The 17,968-nt window shown below is 42.9% G+C and carries 18 protein-coding genes; 13 read left to right on the top strand and 5 right to left on the bottom strand.

Annotated elements, in window-relative coordinates:
* The coding region (locus BLS28_RS29120) for an IS1595 family transposase (RefSeq protein WP_143020907.1) at positions 1 to 324 on the top strand (324 nt) is incomplete at its 5' end.
* Between the two features lie 135 nt (positions 325 to 459).
* On the top strand, positions 460 to 1,536 hold the full coding sequence (locus BLS28_RS29115; RefSeq protein ID WP_091176056.1) for an AAA family ATPase: 1,077 nt from the start codon (positions 460 to 462) through the stop codon (positions 1,534 to 1,536).
* A 175-nt stretch (positions 1,537 to 1,711) separates the two neighbouring features.
* Here the strand turns inward: BLS28_RS29115 and BLS28_RS29110 are convergent, their stop codons facing one another.
* Entirely contained in the window at positions 1,712 to 3,130 is a 1,419-nt protein-coding gene (locus BLS28_RS29110; protein ID WP_176844594.1) for an FRG domain-containing protein, read from the bottom strand.
* Between the two features lie 598 nt (positions 3,131 to 3,728).
* On the opposite strand from BLS28_RS29110, the gene BLS28_RS29105 reads away from it, so the two are divergent.
* On the top strand, positions 3,729 to 3,980 hold the full coding sequence (locus tag BLS28_RS29105) for a hypothetical protein (protein WP_091176051.1): 252 nt from the start codon (positions 3,729 to 3,731) through the stop codon (positions 3,978 to 3,980).
* 4 nt (positions 3,981 to 3,984) lie between these two features.
* Positions 3,985 to 4,518 carry a hypothetical protein gene (locus BLS28_RS29100; RefSeq protein WP_091176049.1) on the top strand — a complete coding sequence of 178 codons (534 nt, stop codon included), beginning with the start codon at positions 3,985 to 3,987 and terminating at the stop codon, positions 4,516 to 4,518.
* Positions 4,519 to 4,946: 428 nt separating this feature from the next.
* Here BLS28_RS29100 and BLS28_RS29095 read toward each other — a convergent pair whose 3' ends face one another.
* Entirely contained in the window at positions 4,947 to 5,816 is an 870-nt protein-coding gene (locus tag BLS28_RS29095; RefSeq protein ID WP_091176047.1) for an AraC family transcriptional regulator, read from the bottom strand.
* A gap of 144 nt (positions 5,817 to 5,960) precedes the next feature.
* On the opposite strand from BLS28_RS29095, the gene BLS28_RS29090 reads away from it, so the two are divergent.
* Complete coding sequence (locus BLS28_RS29090; RefSeq protein ID WP_091176044.1) at positions 5,961 to 6,779, top strand: class I SAM-dependent methyltransferase; 819 nt, start codon at positions 5,961 to 5,963, stop codon at positions 6,777 to 6,779.
* A gap of 337 nt (positions 6,780 to 7,116) precedes the next feature.
* Positions 7,117 to 7,662 (top strand): REP-associated tyrosine transposase, encoded by a 546-nt coding sequence (locus BLS28_RS29085; RefSeq protein WP_091176042.1) that lies wholly within the window; start codon positions 7,117 to 7,119, stop codon positions 7,660 to 7,662.
* Positions 7,663 to 8,096: 434 nt separating this feature from the next.
* Here BLS28_RS29085 and BLS28_RS29080 read toward each other — a convergent pair whose 3' ends face one another.
* The gene (locus tag BLS28_RS29080; RefSeq protein WP_091176040.1) at positions 8,097 to 8,780 is read right to left on the bottom strand and encodes a hypothetical protein; all 684 of its coding nucleotides are present in this window, start codon (positions 8,778 to 8,780) and stop codon (positions 8,097 to 8,099) included.
* Between the two features lie 141 nt (positions 8,781 to 8,921).
* Between BLS28_RS29080 and BLS28_RS29075 the strand changes: the two genes are divergently transcribed.
* Entirely contained in the window at positions 8,922 to 9,728 is an 807-nt protein-coding gene (locus BLS28_RS29075; RefSeq protein WP_091176037.1) for a DUF5995 family protein, read from the top strand.
* Positions 9,729 to 9,758: 30 nt separating this feature from the next.
* Here the strand turns inward: BLS28_RS29075 and BLS28_RS29070 are convergent, their stop codons facing one another.
* Positions 9,759 to 10,127: a hypothetical protein gene (locus BLS28_RS29070; protein ID WP_091176065.1), complete on the bottom strand. Its 369-nt coding sequence runs from the start codon at positions 10,125 to 10,127 to the stop codon at positions 9,759 to 9,761.
* A gap of 321 nt (positions 10,128 to 10,448) precedes the next feature.
* On the opposite strand from BLS28_RS29070, the gene mnmL reads away from it, so the two are divergent.
* The 4 genes from mnmL to BLS28_RS29050 all read left to right on the top strand — a co-directional run bounded on the left by mnmL (position 10,449) and on the right by BLS28_RS29050 (position 15,246).
* Entirely contained in the window at positions 10,449 to 11,405 is a 957-nt protein-coding gene (gene mnmL, locus BLS28_RS29065) for a tRNA modification radical SAM protein MnmL/YtqA (protein ID WP_256337574.1), read from the top strand.
* A 387-nt stretch (positions 11,406 to 11,792) separates the two neighbouring features.
* On the top strand, positions 11,793 to 13,025 hold the full coding sequence (locus tag BLS28_RS29060) for an acyltransferase family protein (protein WP_143020906.1): 1,233 nt from the start codon (positions 11,793 to 11,795) through the stop codon (positions 13,023 to 13,025).
* 7 nt (positions 13,026 to 13,032) lie between these two features.
* Positions 13,033 to 14,376 (top strand): acetylxylan esterase, encoded by a 1,344-nt coding sequence (locus BLS28_RS29055; RefSeq protein ID WP_176844592.1) that lies wholly within the window; start codon positions 13,033 to 13,035, stop codon positions 14,374 to 14,376.
* Positions 14,377 to 14,403: 27 nt separating this feature from the next.
* Positions 14,404 to 15,246 (top strand): hypothetical protein, encoded by an 843-nt coding sequence (locus BLS28_RS29050; protein ID WP_143020905.1) that lies wholly within the window; start codon positions 14,404 to 14,406, stop codon positions 15,244 to 15,246.
* Positions 15,247 to 15,316: 70 nt separating this feature from the next.
* Here the strand turns inward: BLS28_RS29050 and BLS28_RS29045 are convergent, their stop codons facing one another.
* Entirely contained in the window at positions 15,317 to 15,877 is a 561-nt protein-coding gene (locus BLS28_RS29045; RefSeq protein ID WP_091176060.1) for a 5' nucleotidase, NT5C type, read from the bottom strand.
* A 66-nt stretch (positions 15,878 to 15,943) separates the two neighbouring features.
* Between BLS28_RS29045 and BLS28_RS29040 the strand changes: the two genes are divergently transcribed.
* A complete protein-coding gene (locus BLS28_RS29040) occupies positions 15,944 to 16,693 on the top strand; it encodes a DeoR/GlpR family DNA-binding transcription regulator (protein ID WP_090533966.1) in 750 nt (249 codons plus the stop codon).
* A 14-nt stretch (positions 16,694 to 16,707) separates the two neighbouring features.
* A complete protein-coding gene (locus tag BLS28_RS29035) occupies positions 16,708 to 17,886 on the top strand; it encodes an MFS transporter (protein ID WP_091176029.1) in 1,179 nt (392 codons plus the stop codon).
* The last annotated feature ends 82 nt before the right edge of the window (positions 17,887 to 17,968 follow it).

Raw genomic sequence — 17,968 nt, 5'->3', positions numbered from 1 at the left:
CTCAAACCCATTGTTGAACAATCAGTGAGCACAGATGCTACTATTGTAACGGACGGCTTTGGTGGATATGCCGGTTTAAATAAAATATTCCGTGAACATCAGGTATTAAACAAGGAAAAAGAAGAGTATGCCCGGGGAGAGTATCACACCAATACGATTGAGGGCTTTTGGACATTGTTAAAACGGGGGATATATGGTCAATACCATAAAGTATCGCTCAGACATTTGCAATCATACCTGAATGAGTTCACATTTAAATATAACAATAGAGGCAATAACCAGGTGTTTAACTTTTTAATTAACAAAATGGCTACTGCCTCTTGATGGGCTATTACTCTCAAGAGGGGAATCGCGCAATCCTTCGCTTTTTTTATTTCTTCTGAACACTTATGCCGCTTTACCCGGGAACTACGACTTTGCCCTAAACACCAAGCTTTAATTTATCAACGACATAACGCTATGATTGAAAAAAATGGACGACCACTGGTTGTGGAAATGATCCGCGCCGATGTGCGCGAGGCGGCGCGAAGAGACGCTAAAAGAGGGATCCGCCCGAGAGTTTATGACCCTGACGCTATCCCTCCCGATGCTTTTATTATTCACCAGGCCAGTACATGGATGGAGATGGAACGCGAACGCCAAACGCCCCGGATGCTGTTCGGCGAATTTTGGCTTGAAGGTGAGCTGTGTATCCTGTTTGCCGATACCAACATGGGCAAAAGTTTACTGGCCGTACAACTGGGCGACAGCATTACCCGCGGCAAAGCCATCACACCTTTTAAAATGGATGCCGAACCCTGCCCGGTCCTCTACATTGATTTTGAACTAACCGGCAAACAATTTGAACAGCGCTATACCGACGGCAGCACCACCCACACCTTTCACGAAAATTTTTACCGGGGTGAGTTTAACCAGATGACCGGCCTGCCGCAAGATTTTAAAACTTTTGATGAGTTTATAACCCACGCGCTTAGTCGCGCTATTAAACGTACCGATGCCAGGGTGCTCATTATTGATAATATTACCTGCCTGCGCAACGGTACCGAACGCAGCAGCCAGGCCCTCTCGCTCATGAAACAGCTCAAACTGCTTAAAACCCGGCATGGCCTCAGCATCCTGGTGCTGGCCCACACCCCTAAACGCAACCCTTCACTGCCCATTACCCGTAACGACCTCCAGGGCAGCAAAATGCTCATCAACTTTGCCGACAGCGCCTTTGCCATGGCCGAAAGCCAAACCCTGCCCTGCTACCGCTACCTCAAGCAGGTGAAACAACGCAGCACCGCTGAAATGTACGGCAGCCATAACGTATGCCTCGGCCGGCTGGAAAGGCTAAACGGCTTTTTGCAGTTTGTATTCTCCCATACCGATAACGAGGTTAAACACCTGCGCCGTTACAGCCAGGTAGAACGCCAACGCCGCGCCGCCGATGTGCTGGCGCTTCATAAACAGGGCCTGAGTCAAAGGCAGATTGCCGGCAGGCTGGAGATGAGTTTATCGGCGGTTAATAGGGTGTTGGGGGTGGCGGAGGGATGATGAATTTTTCTAATTACGCTCCCGCAAGCTTTCCTATGCTATCGCAAGCATCCTCGCTTGTGGGCTTTATGCCATTCTCTGCAATGTGAGCACAGACGTGACGCTTGCTGTAACGGGGTTACTTACACTATATTGCGGTCAAAGATTGACCCTTGACCGGACGATGGAAATTCACTCAGGCATATCCCAGCACATTGATCTGGGCGGGCGTAAAGAAGATCACCGGATGGTCATTCTCCTGCTGCAGCAACAACTGAGAAAAGATGATCTCTTTTTTGAATACCGCCAGCAATAAATGGAAATCGAAGAGTAGGTAGGGATCATTGATGTGCAACAGAATCTCTGGCTGCAATACCTTCGGTGCGTTGTCAGAAAGGATATCGAACAGATCGGCCCGGATAGCGGAAAGGATCACGGAAGGTGAAACCTGGCATCTGCTGATATTGCCGTATTCGTTGGTCATCTCCAGTTGGAGCAACTTTTCACCTGAAAATGAAAACACCCTGCCTGTAAGCTCCTCGGTGACACCCGCGACGATGACTTGGCTGATAATCTGGATGATCTCCGCGTCCGAGAAGGGTAGATTGCGCATGCCTTCCCAAGCCCGACTACAGCACAATTCAATCTTTTTCAGGAAATTACCAACAATTCCTATTATCGGATCGAGATTGAATTTTACCGGCTTCGTCCGGTCGACCTTCCTTTTTTGGAATAGGTCGGCAAGCTGTTGCCCGATGCTTTCCTGCTGTGCCGCAGCCTGTAGTCCATTATCATAGCTCAGTCGCAACCGGACCCCTTTACCGGGATTCCAGCGTTCCACCAGCGGAAGGTCCCAGCTTTTGAATTCCGCCGAACGCCAGCTTTTATGCTTTTGCTTCCTTTTGAAATAGTGATCGAATTCCAGCCCGCCAATATGACTGATCGGCATATTGATTTCTTCGGCGAACTTTCTCATCCGCTTGCCGCCCTTGATGAGTTCCTCCATATTAAAGTAATGATCTAATAGTTGCTCCAGTTCGCTTTTGCGCTGCGGATAGATATGACCGTTGCGGATAGCGGCGTAAGGTTCACTATAAGGGAATAGGATCCGGTCGAAGTCGTAAAAGAATTCGACATGGCTGTACGGCGTGAACATAAAACAACCCTGCTGCGCTTGGAGGCGCCACAGATTGTCGACATCGATTCGGGCGATATAAGGGGTGATCACCTTCTCCTCCTCAAAATATCCCTTCATACCCGACATGAATAACGTCCAGTCCGCTTCATTCAGGCAGATGAGCACGGCATCTTTACCCGGAATATTGTCTTTGGAATTCGTTGCAAAATAGGCGGCCACTTCCGGGCTATCGGTGAAGTCGATATAGTTCGTCTTGAGGCCGTAGTGTTGTGCCACCGCCCAGAACCAATCAATATCAGCCTTGTATTTCCTGAGCGCGGGGCTTGAATCAAAGAACAGGAACAACCGCTCCAATTGCTTTTGGATCTCCGGATCGGGGTCTGGCAACAGCCTGCTCAGCGAAGACATGACCGGCCAGTTCTGGGCCTGCCCGCGGAAAAGATCATAGGTTCCGGCAACTTTAAATGCTTGTGCCATTTGCAGGGCCTCCGTTAAAGAAGCCGCTTGATATATCTCACTCATATAAAATTCAGGTGAGTCGAAGATACAAGCTTTCGCTTATATTCTTTGTGAATAACTGTATTAACAGCAATCATTTATCCATTCCCTAAAATACCCCACATGCTAAGTAACAAGCAATTCCTCGTCGTTATGTCCTTAATACTTAGCAACACCTCTTATCTCACTAAGCTTTATACTTTTCCATTAAGAGTAGCGTATTAATATAACATGCCTAAAGCATTAAAATAAAAACACTTGTAACCTTGTAAATGTTAAATTTTATAATGAGATTTAGTGCATAAACCTTAAAGCCATGAAGATTACCTCAACTTTGCCACTTCCTTTGTCAGGCAACATTTCTATGCTGTCAATAACGGAAAATACCTTTCCTCCACGCCCTCCCCATTTCCGATCGAGAAGTAGTATTTAGTTACTTTTTAATTAATTAACCGGCCAACAATTCACGGGCATACATGTTACTAAAGTGTTGACTAAGAGTAAACAAATAGTATATAGTTACTTTGAAAGACCAAATATTTATTAGATTTGCACACATTAACTGATCAAGACTTTAATGCAATTATTATTAGAAGGTGGTAATCCTTTGTCAAATTTACCATCTTGGGATACAATTTATAAGCAGTATGGGCCGTTCTTAGGATTATCTGTTTTTTTTTTAATTATAGTACTCTTTTTACAATGGTGGTGGTATAAAAGCAATGTAAAAGATAAAAAAGAGGAAATTGACAGACTTGTTAAAAGGACAACCGAATTAGAAGCAATAAATTTAAAATTGATTGCACAATTAAGATCGAAAGGAAAATAAAGTTATGACAACAGTTACTATTTACGCTATTTTTCTAACCCTAATAGCAGGTTACATAAATTTCAGGCTAAAAAACAAGTATTACATAGATAAATCGATCTATCAATTTCGTCAAAGTAAACACGAACTTACAATGTATATGTTCGAAAATGCTGAAACTATAGATAAGACTCTATACCAGGAATTGAAAGACTTATTACACGTTCATAATCAATCAATTGATCATTTCTCCAAAATACATAAGAAGTTTTTTCCAATTGCTAAGGTAGTAATAACAAATACAATTTATTCCGAAGCAAAATTCGAAAAGAAGATAACCAATTCTAAAACAGAGGAATTTAAAAAGAGTTATGCTAAAGGCGTTTATTATTCACTTGAAACTGTTCCTTTTTTTAAAATGCGACTTCTCTACCTTTTAATAAAAGGTATATTAAAACTATTAGTATTTATCGGGTTATACAGAGTTAAAAATTGGATAAAAAAACTTGATCTGTTCAAGCAAGCAGAGAGCAAATTCGATTCGAGTTGTATGGCTTAAATACTTTTTTTCTATCCATGTAAATCATAGGGTAAGTACCATATTCCTTGATATGCACTTCATTAATAAGATGATTGCATATCAAGGAAATATTCATTAAAATATCCAGCCAGGTTCCCTGCTGCCGAAGCCAAATTCGAGACATAGCATATTTACCACAAGGCACAGCCATGCGGTAGCAAAAAAATCGGGAACGCTGCCGCAAGGTTGTGCCTTGTAGCCCGCATGCAAGGTATAAAACAACGCATCTGCAATAAAGTATCAGCCATGCCTCCCCGCCACCGCAAGCAAATCCTAACATAAGCAATAAATATACGTCGCTAAACCGGCGGTTGGTAAACTGCCCAAAAGGTATATTGTCCCGGGCAGGCCCTTTAGCAACATATCAAAATCAGCAGGCTTTATTCCATTCGCATCTGCAGAGAGATTTAACTGTTGCCTACCGAAGATGGCGTAACGCCAAAACGTTGCTTAAATGATCTGCTGAAGTGGGCTGTGGTTTCAAATCCGCTTTCAAAAGCCACGTCGCTTATCGTTTTTTCACTGTACATGCTCAGCAGGCTCCTGGCGTATTGCAGACGCTTTTCTAATAACCACTTGCCGGGCGTACTGTTAAAGGTTGCCTGAAAATCTCTTTTAAATGCCGAAAGACTGCGGTTGGTTAATTGAGCAAATTGCTCCAGTTTTAAATTGTAACGGTAATTGTCTGTCATTACCCTTTCCAGGCTTATTGCGCGGGGCTCGTTCACCAGTGAGCAAAAGTAGGAGAGCAATTCGCTGTTAACGGGATTATCCGCTATAGTTAGGATCAGTTCCTTAAATTTTAATTCTAACAGGGATTGCGCGGGTTCCCTGGCTTCGGCGAAGTAGGAAGCCATGGAATGAAAGAAACCCGCCAGGGTTTCGCTGGAATTCAAAGTGATCACCTGCCTGTGCCCGGCGCTTTTCACAGGCGCGCTAAATTTTTGGCCGAGGGTTTGGCAAATAAACTCGTCGGGAATAAAGAAGAGTACCAGGCAAAATCCTTCGTCAAAAAATTGTTCAAGTACGAATGCCCCTTTCCTGATAAACACGCAGCTACCTGCACCAATATCGTACGATCCTTCGGCGATATGCCAAATCTTCCGACCCTCCACTACGTAAAACAGGTAATTGTGTTGGGTCCAGAGCGGCGAAAATTTGTTCTTCATCAGGCGTGCTTCGGCGGGGCAGCTGAATATAGTGATCAGCGACTCGTTGCAATTAAACTGACGATAATAGTTGGGGTGTTGCAGCACCCTGTCGTACAAATTATTCATAACGCAATACTATAAGCTAATTTAATTATTTTGAACTTTTAGGTCATTATTCTGGGCTTTTCAGACAAAAATATTCTTATCGCTCTCATTAACTTTGTTTCAATATCATAAACATAACACAATACAAATCAAAAACTTAAACCCATGAAAAATATGAATCCAAACAAAGCACTATGGGAAAAGGGTGATTTCACCCAGGTAGCAGCTACCATGCGCGAAAGCGGCGAGGAACTGGTTAATAAACTGGGAATAACCAAAGGGATGAAGGTACTTGACCTGGGTTGCGGTGATGGTACAACTGCTATACCGGAAGCCAGGCTGGGCGCAGATGTTACCGGCGTTGATATAGCCGCTAACCTTGTTGCAGCAGGTAACGCAAGGGCAAAGGCCGAAGGACTGGGTCAATGCAGGTTTTATGAGGGAGACGCGACCGACCTTCACGAATTAAAAGATGGTTCGTTTGACACTGTGGTTAGCATTTTCGGAGCAATGTTTGCTCCAAAGCCTTTTGACGTAGCTAAAGAAATGGTGCGCGTAACCCGGCCCGGCGGCAGGATAATCATGGGTAACTGGATACCCGGCGACCCTACCCTGGTAGCACAGATCCTTAAGATAAGTTCGGCCTATACGCCGCCACCGCCCGAAGGTTTTGTAAGCCCGATGTTATGGGGTATTGAAGCAAACGTTACAGAACGTTTTAAAAGTGCCGGTATAAATGAAGAAAATATTTCTTTTACCAAAGAATCCTTTACGTTTAAGGCTCCTTACGCTCCGGCCAACTTTGTTCAGGTTTTCAAAAACTATTATGGCCCAACCATGAACGCGTTTGAAGCTGCCGAAAAAAACAACAAAAGTGACGAACTGCAACATGAACTGGAAGCTTTGTTCAATGACCAAAACACGGGCGGGGAGCAAAATACTAATATAAAGGCTACCTTTTTGAAAGTTACGGTAGTTAAGTAGCACGGCTAAGCTTAATTTAAAGGCATCACATTTTTGTGTTGCCTTTTTTGCTGGTGAGAAGCAGAAATGATTTTACGACACTCAGCACATTCCCCACAGCCTTTCGCTGGCGCACGCGTGTCGCGTGTGTCCCGCATGCTAAGTAACACGTCATGCTTGCCTATATATGTGCCTGCATGCTCGATAATCCATTATCCCTCGTCATCTGCATATCTTTATAAGCAAATTAGATACACGCGACACGCGTGCACCAGCCATAAACATGCTTTCAGCAAAATCAATTATGTGTATTAATATTTGAACCTTATTATTGTAGCTTTATACACCTAAAACATCCATGAGTCGCAAATACAAGTTTTTGAACAAAGAAGGATTATACTTTGTAAGTTTTGCCACAGTTTATTGGATTGATGTATTTATCCGATCTATATACAATCAAATTATTATTGAAAGCCTTACCTATTGTCAAAAGAATTTAGGCATGGAACTATACTGCTGGTGTATTATGCCAAGTCATATCCATTTAATTTACAGCGCAAAGAACAACAATCCTGAAATTATTTTAGGTCGGTTTAAAGAATACACGGCTAAACAACTTATAGCAACAATTACATCAAACATCCAGGAATCACGAAGAGACTGGATGTTGTGGATGTTTAAACGCGCTGCTTCAAAAAGTAGTAATGTTAAACAGAATCAATTTTGGCAACATCATAATAAGCCGATCGAACTTTGGACTGCAGCGGTAATTGAACAAAAGGCCGATTATATTCATAATAACCCTGTGGAAGCCGGTTTTGTTACCGAACCTTCATATTGGCGATATTCAAGCGCGATAGATTATGTAGATGGCAAGGGTTTAATCGATATTGAGTTTTTATAAATAGTACATACTTGCAGTCAGGATACACGCGGCACGCGTGCACCAGCGTTCAAAGGTTATTTCTTCAACAAAAAGGCTAATCATCTCTGATCAGCCTTTTCACATAATTACCCCGTTTAGTCTATTACATTTAACATTCATTTTCCTTTGTACTGTGCGCAACAAAAAAACCGCATAATGCACTTGCGCTTAATGCCAATAATAACGTAATCATAGTGTTTAATTTTAGGTGAATAATTAATTAATACTATAATTAGTACGTATAAAACGGGCTATGGTTTTATTAAAAAGCTTGTTTTTAGTACATTCAAAGCACTTTTATAAATCTCATCGCTTGAAGGGATAAACATTATTAATTTATTATTATTACCAGCAAATTTTCGCTACAATTAAAAACATATTTCACTATCAATACACTATTTAGCCGTTAATTGTTATTCATCAACATTTTTTGCCTCTCCCTTCTTCTTGTTTTTCTCTTCACTTTTCTTCTCTGCCTCCTCTTTAGCTATTTGGGCGTTCCGTTCAAAATAATATTCGTCAAGAATGTCCTCCATATCGCCTTTGCGGTAATCTTTGTTCTTGATTTTTTCCACCAGTCTCGGCTTATCGCTCACTATATCGCTCATAACTTCAATAAAATGTTGGCGGTCGAGCTCAGTAACGTTGTCGGGATCCGGGCCATAGTAATAAGTTCTGTCAAGATTGGAGTAAAACATGGTGGCTCCGCTACCAAAGCCTCCCACAGCAGTTTGATTATAACGCAGGCGTACATATAGTTTGGTTGGCCTATCAATAAGCACCAGCAAAATAGGAAAAAGCTCAAGGTCTTTATTATGCGATACTACGAAGCTATCTATCCCTATTACAAAAGCCCGAAACTGCGCAGTTTTAATCTTTTGTTTATCGCCATCAACAGTAACACGATACAGAAAATCATCACCTACGCCTTTGAAAAGACTACGATTAGGGACATTCCATCTAATAAAGCCGGTTATTTTGTTGTTTTGCAGGTCGTAATAGCTTCCGGGGTTCCATCGGCTAAGTACGCTTTTTTGCTGGGCACCTGCATCCATAAAGGCAGCACACAGTAACAGGAGGGAAAAAAATTTGCGCATAAAGCTCAGGTGTTGTTGGTATACAATGCTGTGAAAATACACAAATTACCAATAGCACCCAATAACGATATTACCTGATTTTTCGACCAACAAAAATCATATCTTTAAAATAATTAATTTACCTGGACTTATCTTCCTGCTATGGAACCTATTGCACCAGCCCAAACTATTAACCAGATTATTGAACAGTTAGAGGCCATTATTGCCGATGCTATAAAAACCGACAGCCGCGCCGGATATTTTGCAGCCCTGTACCATAAGGTTACCTGCAAGGTAAGGGAAGGCATCCAGAACGGTGAGTTTGAAAACCCTGCCCGTATGGAACAACTGGACGTGATCTTCGCCAACAGGTACATTATGGCTTATCATTGCTGGCAGCAAAAACAGCCCTGCTCACAGTCGTGGGAGTTGGCTTTTAGCATTTTTGATAAACCGTCGAGACTGGTACTGCAGCACCTGCTCATTGGCATGAACGCGCATATCAACCTTGATTTGGGTGTTGCTGTTGTAGAAGTGGCGCGAAATCTCAACCAACCGCTAACCGAGGTCCATAATGATTTTAATTCCATCAATACTATACTTTCGGCGCTTACTTACGAGGTGATAAGCGAGCTGAACCGGATCTCGCCGCTGCTGTCACTGGCGGGCCTGCATGCGCAAAATAATTCTATCCTCATCCAGTTTGCCCTTGGCAATGCCCGCGATGGCGCCTGGTGCTTTGCCGAAGACCTGTTTACCCGTAACGGGGATGCTTACCCTAAGCAGATTGCCAGCAGGGATAGTGATATCAATAAACTGGGACTTGGCATTGTTAACCCGGTTGGGATGCTGCGTATTACCGTATGGATCATTCACCTGTTTGAAAAACGGGACCCATCCAAAATAACTGAGATTTTGAGTACTTATAAAAAGACTTATTTGAAGGTGAACCCAACTCCCTCAACCTGACAAAGTCAAAATCTATCTCACGTTATTATCTTACCATTCTCTCCACTCGCTGGCTAACCCCTCACCTCCGCCAAAATCTTTAGGATTGAGGCCGCAGGCTATAGTAATTTGATCGACCAGTGCACAAAGATCCTCCCGCTCGCCGGTTTCAATCAGGCTATCGTCTTCAGCGCTTAAATTATTTAATGTCAACACCGCCTTTTTAAAAGCGTTCACCTTCTCAGCACTTTGCGAATGTTCGCCAAGCCTTATTAAATCGCTGATCAAATTATCAAAAATAAGTTTAAACCTATTGCAATTTTCTTCAGTGTATTGTTCAAATCCTTCATTAAATGCTTCGCGCCATCGCACAAACGGGTAATCTGCCTTGCAACTTTTTAATTTTTCCTGATAAGTCATGCTGGCAGAATTATATCGAACCTTGTGTACAGATCCCATATCTGTTTTACTTTTAGTATTTGAATTGCAATTACACAACAGCTGAGCTATAATTAGCAGGAAGAAAACTTTCATTGTTTTGATAAGGCTTTAGATAATACATAATTAAGTAAATTTAAGATGCAACGCAAACTTGCAAATATAATTAAGACACTAATTGGTATTTTTTGTGACCTGCAGGCGCAAACAGACTAACTTTTTGACTCGTCCAAAATTCACTATCTTTGCCGCTCAACCGGTGATAATCACAACAATCGGTGACATCATCAAAAGGAAAGCAAAGTGGAACAGCAAACAATAACAACCTGGGAAAAAGGCTATAACAATTACGGGCCATGGCTTAAGGAAAAATACAAAGGCCATCGCGTGTTTAAAGTAATTGTTGATGGTGGTTTTACCTGCCCCAACCGGGATGGGTCGAAGGGTTACGGCGGTTGTACTTATTGTAATGTTGATTCATTTACGCCTTCCGTAAGCCGTAACGCCCCCACAGTACGCCAACAGGTTGAGGAAGGTATGGAACGTGCCCGTAAAGGCAACAAGGCTGATAAGTTTATTATTTACTTTCAGCCCAATACCAACACCTACGCGCCCGCTCATTACCTCAAAATGCTTTACGACGAAGCCCTGAGCTACGGCACCAAAGATATCGTAGGCCTTTCGGTAGGTACCCGGCCCGATTGTATCGATGCGGAAAAGATTGCTTTATTGGAAAGCTATACCGATCGTTTTGATGTTGACCTGGAAATGGGGATGGAAAGTATCTATAACGATACCCTGAACCAGATTAACCGCGGCTGCAGCCATGAAGAACTGGTAAAAGCCCTGAGTTTGGTCGAAAATTCAAAACTGGACATTTGCGTGCATACCATTTTCGGTTTCCCCTGGGAAACTAAAGAAATGATGCTGAAATATGCCGACGAGATCAACCGTTTTAAACAGATCAAGTTTGTAAAATTCCACCACCTTCATATTGTTGAAGGCTCGGTAATGGGCGTAAAATACAAACGCGAACCCTTCCACCTGTTTGGTATTGACGAATATGCCGATTTTCTGTGTGAGCTGTTACCGCTTGTTCGCCCTGATATCGTGATCCAGCGCCTCTTCGGTCTCAGCGACCGCGAACTGCTCATCGCTCCCAACTGGGGTTTGAAAAAATCAGAGATCCAGTATTATATTGATCAAAGAATTTTGAGCAGAGGTGTGGTGCAGGGAAGTGGTCTGAACCTTGATTTATAGGATTTGAGGATTGTCAGGATTTTTTATGCCGTGGTAGTTTTTCAGAAAAAACGAGGTTTGTGCGATTCCCTCTCTGCCGTTGTTGGTGTTGTCACCAACAACATTTAGAATATGATGTATTGAACAAATAGAAGTTGTTGGTGACAACACCAACAACGGCGAGAGATTACTCGGATTTTCAGGTAAAATCCATCAATCCGGCAAATTCCCCAAATCCCGGTTCTGGTTTAACGAATAAGCAAATCAATGCTCTTCCCCCTGCAACTAAAAACTGCCACTGCAACTTAAAATATCACCACTTGTCAGCTGTTACTTTCTAAACATTGGTATCCCTTTTGCAAACATTTACGTATAATTAAATTCATCTGAAAGTTAAATACGTCTATTTTGTCACAAAGAGCACAATCCAATTATATCCCGGCGTTAACCGGTGTAAGGGCCATGGCGGCTTACCTAGTTTTCATATCGCATTTTGCCTATGTGTTTGATGAGAAATTTCCCCACTCTGTGCAACGTTTCTTTAACGAGTTCCATATCGGGGTTACTATTTTCTTTGTGCTTTCGGGCTTTTTGATCGCATTTCGTTATTTTGATAGTTTTAAATTAACAAAAGCCTGGTTTCTGCAATACCTTAAAAACCGGGTGGCGCGCATCTATCCCATGTATGCCTTGCTTACCATTGGCGCGTTCATAGCTTATCATTTTACCCAAAACCAAACAGTAACAGCAGGACAAAACCCGGTGGTTATGTTTTTTATGAATATCGTTTTTGTGCGCGGCTTTTTTGACCAGTTTAAGTTTACGGGCATTGCCCAGGGCTGGTCGCTCACGGTTGAAGAATGTTTTTACTTTTCGGCGCCATTTATTTTCCTTATCGCCACTAAATACAAAAAGTTTTATATCCAGCCTATCGCGGTTACCGGTTTAGGGGCTCTGCTTGTACTCATCTTTAGTCATGTAAACTGGTTCGGCTTCTTCGGCAACTTTACGTTCATGATGCTGTACACCTTTTTAGGCCGATGCTTTGAGTTTTATGCGGGCATTCAGCTGGCGCTCATAGTACGCAAACAAAAGCTGGATGGTACAAGCAAAAAGAAGTTCACTTACCTGGGCTTTTTCCTGATCTTTTTTTGCGTGTGGATCATGTCTACGTTAACTATCCCGAAAGGATATGAAGCCGGTTTGCATAATCCCTGGGGCATTATAACCAATAACTATCTACTGGCTACCTCGATTGCAATCTTCTTTTATGGCTTGCTTACCGAAACTACCCTCCTTAAAAAGTTTTTAGCACACCCTTTTATTGAACTGCTGGGCAAAAGCTCCTACATATTTTACCTGATCCACTTAGGCTTTATGTACAATTTTATCCATCAGGGCATGAACAGTCTTAACGATTATGTTTTTGAGCTTTATGATAAATGGGGTGTCGACTGGCATTCGCCTTTTGAGTATGATAGTTTAAACCTTTTGTACGCCTTTATCGTTTTAAATATGGTTTCCATAACGCTGTTTAAATTAATTGAAGAACCGCTTAATCACTATATCCGCAAGTCTGATTTCCTGATTAAAAACCAAGCACGCAATCCCGAAAATGAATCAGCTAAGATCAAAGCCTAATTACAACATGCTAAAAAACGCTAACAAACTACTGATCATTACTTTCGCTTTACTGACCTGGTGCGCCGCCCTACCGGCCATGGCCCAGGAAACTGAAAAAGACCCAGCGGAGAATACCGACAAAAGCAGTGGTGATGATGAAGTATCAACGGTATTAACTATCAATAATAAGGATGGTATATTCAGTTCAACCGCCTCGTTCAGCTTTGAAATTAAAAACACTTATGATACTAACCAGGAAGGTAGCATATCATACAATATCACCACCGAAAATGGGCAAATTGTTAAAACCCTGTCAAAGCCGGTAAACCTTAGCAAAAAAAGCACTTCCAAATATGATTTTGAGGTGCCTAACCTAAAAACAGGTTTTTACAAGGTTAACATGATGATCAATGTGAGCGATTATGACGATACCACCCGTCGCGCTTTTGGGATCAGGCCGGATGAAATCCGGTCGCAATATGCCCGGCCGGCCGATTTTGACCAGTTTTGGCAAACCGCCAAAGATGAACTGGCCAAAGTGAAACCCAATTACAAAATTACCGAAGCACCATCCATGAACACCGAAAACCGCAAGGTTTACGAAATAGAAATGAAATCGCTGGATAACCTTACCATCCGCGGTTACATGACGGTACCCATCAGCAAAAATAAAAACAAAAAGTTTTCGGTATTGCTTGGCTTACCTGGCTACCAGGTAAAACTATACCCTATAGTAGGGTCAGACCCCGACCTGGTAATCATCACGCTTAATACCCGTGGGCAAGGTACCAGCCGCGATGTGATCCACACCGAGCGGGATGCCTTTATCTCCTACCATATTGAGGATAAAAACAAATACGTAATGCGCGGTGTAATTATGGATTGCGTACGCGCTGTTGATTTTATTTACGCGCAGCCCAATTTAAGACACGATCAGATCCTGGCAACCGGCGGTAGTATGGGCGGTTATTTATCCCTTGCGCTTTCAGGCGTCGATCATCGTATAAACCTTTGCTCGGCACAAAACCCCATCATGAGCGATATCCGCAATTTGGTGGGCGCTGTTGAATGGCCCATTAACGATATTAAAAAATATGTTTTAAGCAAACCCGGCGTAACCTTTAACCAGGTATTAAACAATCTTGATTATTACGATGCAAAAAACTTTGCAACAACTATAAAATGTCCAACAATTTTAGGCTTGGGCCTTTTAGACCCCTACGTACCGCCCGCCAATGGTTACGCGGTATTTAACTCAATGAATACTGATAAACACGTAATGGTATTTAAAAACCTTGCACATGAGGTGAGCCAGGTATACAAAGATTATGAGGGCCGTTGGATGCGCGATACCTTCGGTTTGTTTTAAAACTTTTAAAATCTTAAACACATGACCTTGAAAAATACTTTATCAAAATATTTGCTTATTGGGATAGTAATATTCGCCATTGCTACGGGTAAAAGTTATGCCGGAGGGTTCCCGGTAAGGCCGGGCAGGATCTCACTATCGCCATCGGCAACTTACTTTTTTGCCAATAAAGCCTGGGATGCCGACAGCCATAAAGGTGCCTTTGCCAATAACGGTAAGTTCAGTTCATGGAGCTATTCTTTATATTCGGAAGTTGGTTTAAGTCGCAGGTTTACCCTGTCGGTACTGGCACCTTATGTAATGAATACCTTTAGTACAGATCTGGGCACCAGCAAAAGTTCAGGTTTCCAGGATCTGGAAGTGGGTATCAGGTACTACCTGGCCAATATCAATTATAAATATTACTTCAGCTTACAGGGTACGGCTATTTTACCCATGTACACCAACACCGCGCTGGGCTATAACCAAAAAGGGGCCGAACTTAAACTGGCCTTTGCAGGCAGCGGGCATTTGTTTGGTAAAAACTCATTCTTCATTCTCGAAAACGGTGTACGCGAATATTTTGGTTACGAAAGCGTTTTCCAGGACAGGTACAATGCCACTTATGGCTTAACGCTTGATAAAAAATTCCGCGAGCAAATTTCCTTAAGTGTAGGCGGCTTTTATGCTACCAGTATCAATAAGGATTTTAACGTAAACCCAAGCGCCAGTAAAAATTTTGCCTTTAACCAGGTATCGCTAAGCTACGGCCATGCATTTGCCAAAAGCCTGTCGCTGTTTTTAACCGGCGGCACCTTTATTACCGGGCGCAATACCGGCGCGGGCACCAGCTTTTCGGCATCACTTAATTACCGGATAGATACGAAATAGCCCCTATAAAAGCGGAAGGCAAAAGCTTAAAGCGATAGTTGTCATTATCAAAAAACCTCTGCAAATTATGCTATGCTAAATCTGCAGAGGTTTTTTCCATTTCAAACAGGTTTAATATTTCATCCCAATTGTGAACCCGCACATGTTGGCGTTCGTGTTTATTGTGCTGCGCATTAAACATGATGGCCTTGCCGTTGCAATAGTCAAGGTTTTTACAATGGTCATCTATCATGTAATCGGTATGAATGATGCTTTTATCGCCACACAGCACAATATTACGCCAGCTGATAAACGGGAAATGCTCCTGAAGCCATTCCAACTTTTCGAATAACGACAGCGGAAATTCCGTAGCGGCCGATACGATGTATATCTCGTAATCTTCCATCAGCTTTTTAATTGCCTCAATAGCGCCCGGCATAACGGGCAGTGTGCGGAAAAATCCGGGTAAATTCAACGAAGCCTTCGTTGTAGCATCCAATGGAAAAGCCTCGGCATGTGATAAGCCATCAATAGCCTCAAGGGTTGTAGTGATGCCGTACAACTGTTCATAATATTTGATCAGCTGCGGCTCGACATCGGCCATAACGCCGTCCATATCGATGGCGATAGTTTTTCTTGTTTGCAATTTCATGCAGCAAAACAAAACATTATTGCAATATTTTGCAAATAAATTATAACTTTGCATTATATTGCAAACATGGTAAGAGAAGAAAGACTCCAGATTATTTTAGATCACGTATCAAAAGATAACAAAGTTATGCTTGCCGAACTGAGCGAAAAACTCAATGTTTCGGAAGATACTGTACGCCGCGACATTAAAGTATTGGCCGATCAGAAGTTATTAACAGCAGTAAGGGGCGGCGCGGTCGCCCACTCTCCCATTCCGCACCATTACCGCGCGAGGGAAAAGCATGACATTGCCTCTAAGAAAGTCATCGCATCAAAAGTGTTGAGCTTTTTAAAAGACGGACAGGTTGTACTTTTTGACGGCGGTACATCAACCTTAGCTGTGGCTGAAAGCCTGCCAGATGACTTGAGGATCACCGTAGTTACCAACAGCTTTCCGGTTGCAAGCGCGCTTGAAGATCATCCAACGGTTGAGGTGATATTTGCCGGTGGGCGTCTGTATAAATCGTCCTTTACTACCATCGGCCATGAAACCATCAATGCCTTCCGGAATATCCGGGCCGATCTTTGCATTTTCGGGATTTGCAGTGTGCACCCTGCCATCGGCATCACCACCAGGGATTATGAAGAGGCCGAGATCAAGAAAACCATGATAGAAGTATCTAAAGAAACTATCGCTTTATCCACCTTAGAAAAAATAAATAAAGCCGATTCTTATTACATAGGCCCGGTAACAGAACTGGATACCATCATTACCGATGTATCTCCAGACAATGAAGAACTTTCGGCATACAAGGAAGCAGGCATTAATATCATCTAATATAAAACAACAACGTGAAAAAGAGTTTACTACCGCTAACTTTAGGCGGCCTCGGCATAGGCACTACCGAATTTGTAATGATGGGGATGCTGCCTGATATTGCCAATGATTTTCACACCAGCATTCCGGTTGCAGGACACCTTATTTCGGCCTATGCATTAGGCGTAGTCATCGGAGCACCGCTACTGGTTGCCTTTACCAGCAGTTATCCGCCTAAAAAGATTTTAACAGTATTGATGATCATTTTTACGGTATTCAACGCATGTTCGGCATTTGCCCCTAATCATTACGTTTTGCTGTTTTCGAGGCTATTGGCCGGATTGCCCCACGGGGCGTTTTTTGGTGTGGGCTCGGTAGTGGCCACCCGCCTTGCCGAAAAAGGAAAACAAGCCCAGGCCATATCCATTATGTTTGCCGGGCTTACCATAGCCAATCTGCTCACCGTTCCGCTGGGTACTTATATTGGTCACCATTATTCATGGCGTTATACTTTTGGGATGATTGCAGCGATAGGCTTATTAACGTTAACATTTATCCAACTTTGGTTGCCGCAGCTGGCTCCAAATAATGCTGGAAACATCCGCTCGGAGCTTTCATTTTTCAGAAAAAAACAGGCATGGCTTATCATCGGTCTTACTGCTATTGGTACCGGTGGGCTTTTTGCATGGATAAGCTACATAGCCCCGCTCATGACCGAAGTTTCCAAATTTTCGGCAAGTAGCGTGCCTTATGTTTTGATTTTGGCAGGCCTTGGGATGGTTGTAGGGAATTTCGTTGGCGGTAAACTGGCGGATAAAGCTTCCCCTGTAAAAGCCTGCTTAATACTGATGATCACTATGGCCATATCGCTGGTTGTAATCTTCTTTGTTTCGCAAAATCAAATCCTGTCGCTCGTTATGACATTCATAACAGGTGGTCTTTCAATGGCAGTTGGTTCACCGATACAAACACTAATGATCAATACCGCCAAAGGCGCCGAAATGCTTGGCGCAGCTGCTACACAAGCTGCTTTTAATATCGGTAATGCATTAGGAGCTTTCCTTGGCGGCTTACCCATAGCCTGGGGACTGGGATTTACCTCGCCCGAAATTGTTGGCGTGATCATGGCTACAACCGGTGCATTCTTTGCGTTAACACTCAGCAGGCAAAAGGTTGAGCTTGCTGAAGAGGAAGCTGTGTTGGTTGGTGATTAATTGAGGATTAAATTATAAATCTACCGCGGGCTTTCAGCCCGTGGTTACCATGATTCCGGCTTTGAGCCGGAGAGTGGTAAGC

The sequence above is a fragment of the Mucilaginibacter gossypii genome (genome assembly GCF_900100945.1).
Taxonomy (GTDB): domain Bacteria; phylum Bacteroidota; class Bacteroidia; order Sphingobacteriales; family Sphingobacteriaceae; genus Mucilaginibacter; species Mucilaginibacter gossypii.
Note: the sequence above shows the minus strand (reverse complement) of the source record. Positions and strands in the feature narration are given on the sequence as shown.

Coding starts and splice junctions, on each gene's coding strand:
- BLS28_RS29115 (WP_091176056.1), top strand. CDS start 460: ATGATTGAAAAAAATGGACGACCACTGGTTGTGGAAATGATCCGCGCC.
- BLS28_RS29110 (WP_176844594.1), bottom strand. CDS start 3,130: ATGGCACAAGCATTTAAAGTTGCCGGAACCTATGATCTTTTCCGCGGG.
- BLS28_RS29105 (WP_091176051.1), top strand. CDS start 3,729: ATGCAATTATTATTAGAAGGTGGTAATCCTTTGTCAAATTTACCATCT.
- BLS28_RS29100 (WP_091176049.1), top strand. CDS start 3,985: ATGACAACAGTTACTATTTACGCTATTTTTCTAACCCTAATAGCAGGT.
- BLS28_RS29095 (WP_091176047.1), bottom strand. CDS start 5,816: ATGAATAATTTGTACGACAGGGTGCTGCAACACCCCAACTATTATCGT.
- BLS28_RS29090 (WP_091176044.1), top strand. CDS start 5,961: ATGAAAAATATGAATCCAAACAAAGCACTATGGGAAAAGGGTGATTTC.
- BLS28_RS29085 (WP_091176042.1), top strand. CDS start 7,117: ATGAGTCGCAAATACAAGTTTTTGAACAAAGAAGGATTATACTTTGTA.
- BLS28_RS29080 (WP_091176040.1), bottom strand. CDS start 8,780: ATGCGCAAATTTTTTTCCCTCCTGTTACTGTGTGCTGCCTTTATGGAT.
- BLS28_RS29075 (WP_091176037.1), top strand. CDS start 8,922: ATGGAACCTATTGCACCAGCCCAAACTATTAACCAGATTATTGAACAG.
- BLS28_RS29070 (WP_091176065.1), bottom strand. CDS start 10,127: ATGACTTATCAGGAAAAATTAAAAAGTTGCAAGGCAGATTACCCGTTT.
- BLS28_RS29055 (WP_176844592.1), top strand. CDS start 13,033: ATGCTAAAAAACGCTAACAAACTACTGATCATTACTTTCGCTTTACTG.
- BLS28_RS29045 (WP_091176060.1), bottom strand. CDS start 15,877: ATGAAATTGCAAACAAGAAAAACTATCGCCATCGATATGGACGGCGTT.
- BLS28_RS29040 (WP_090533966.1), top strand. CDS start 15,944: ATGGTAAGAGAAGAAAGACTCCAGATTATTTTAGATCACGTATCAAAA.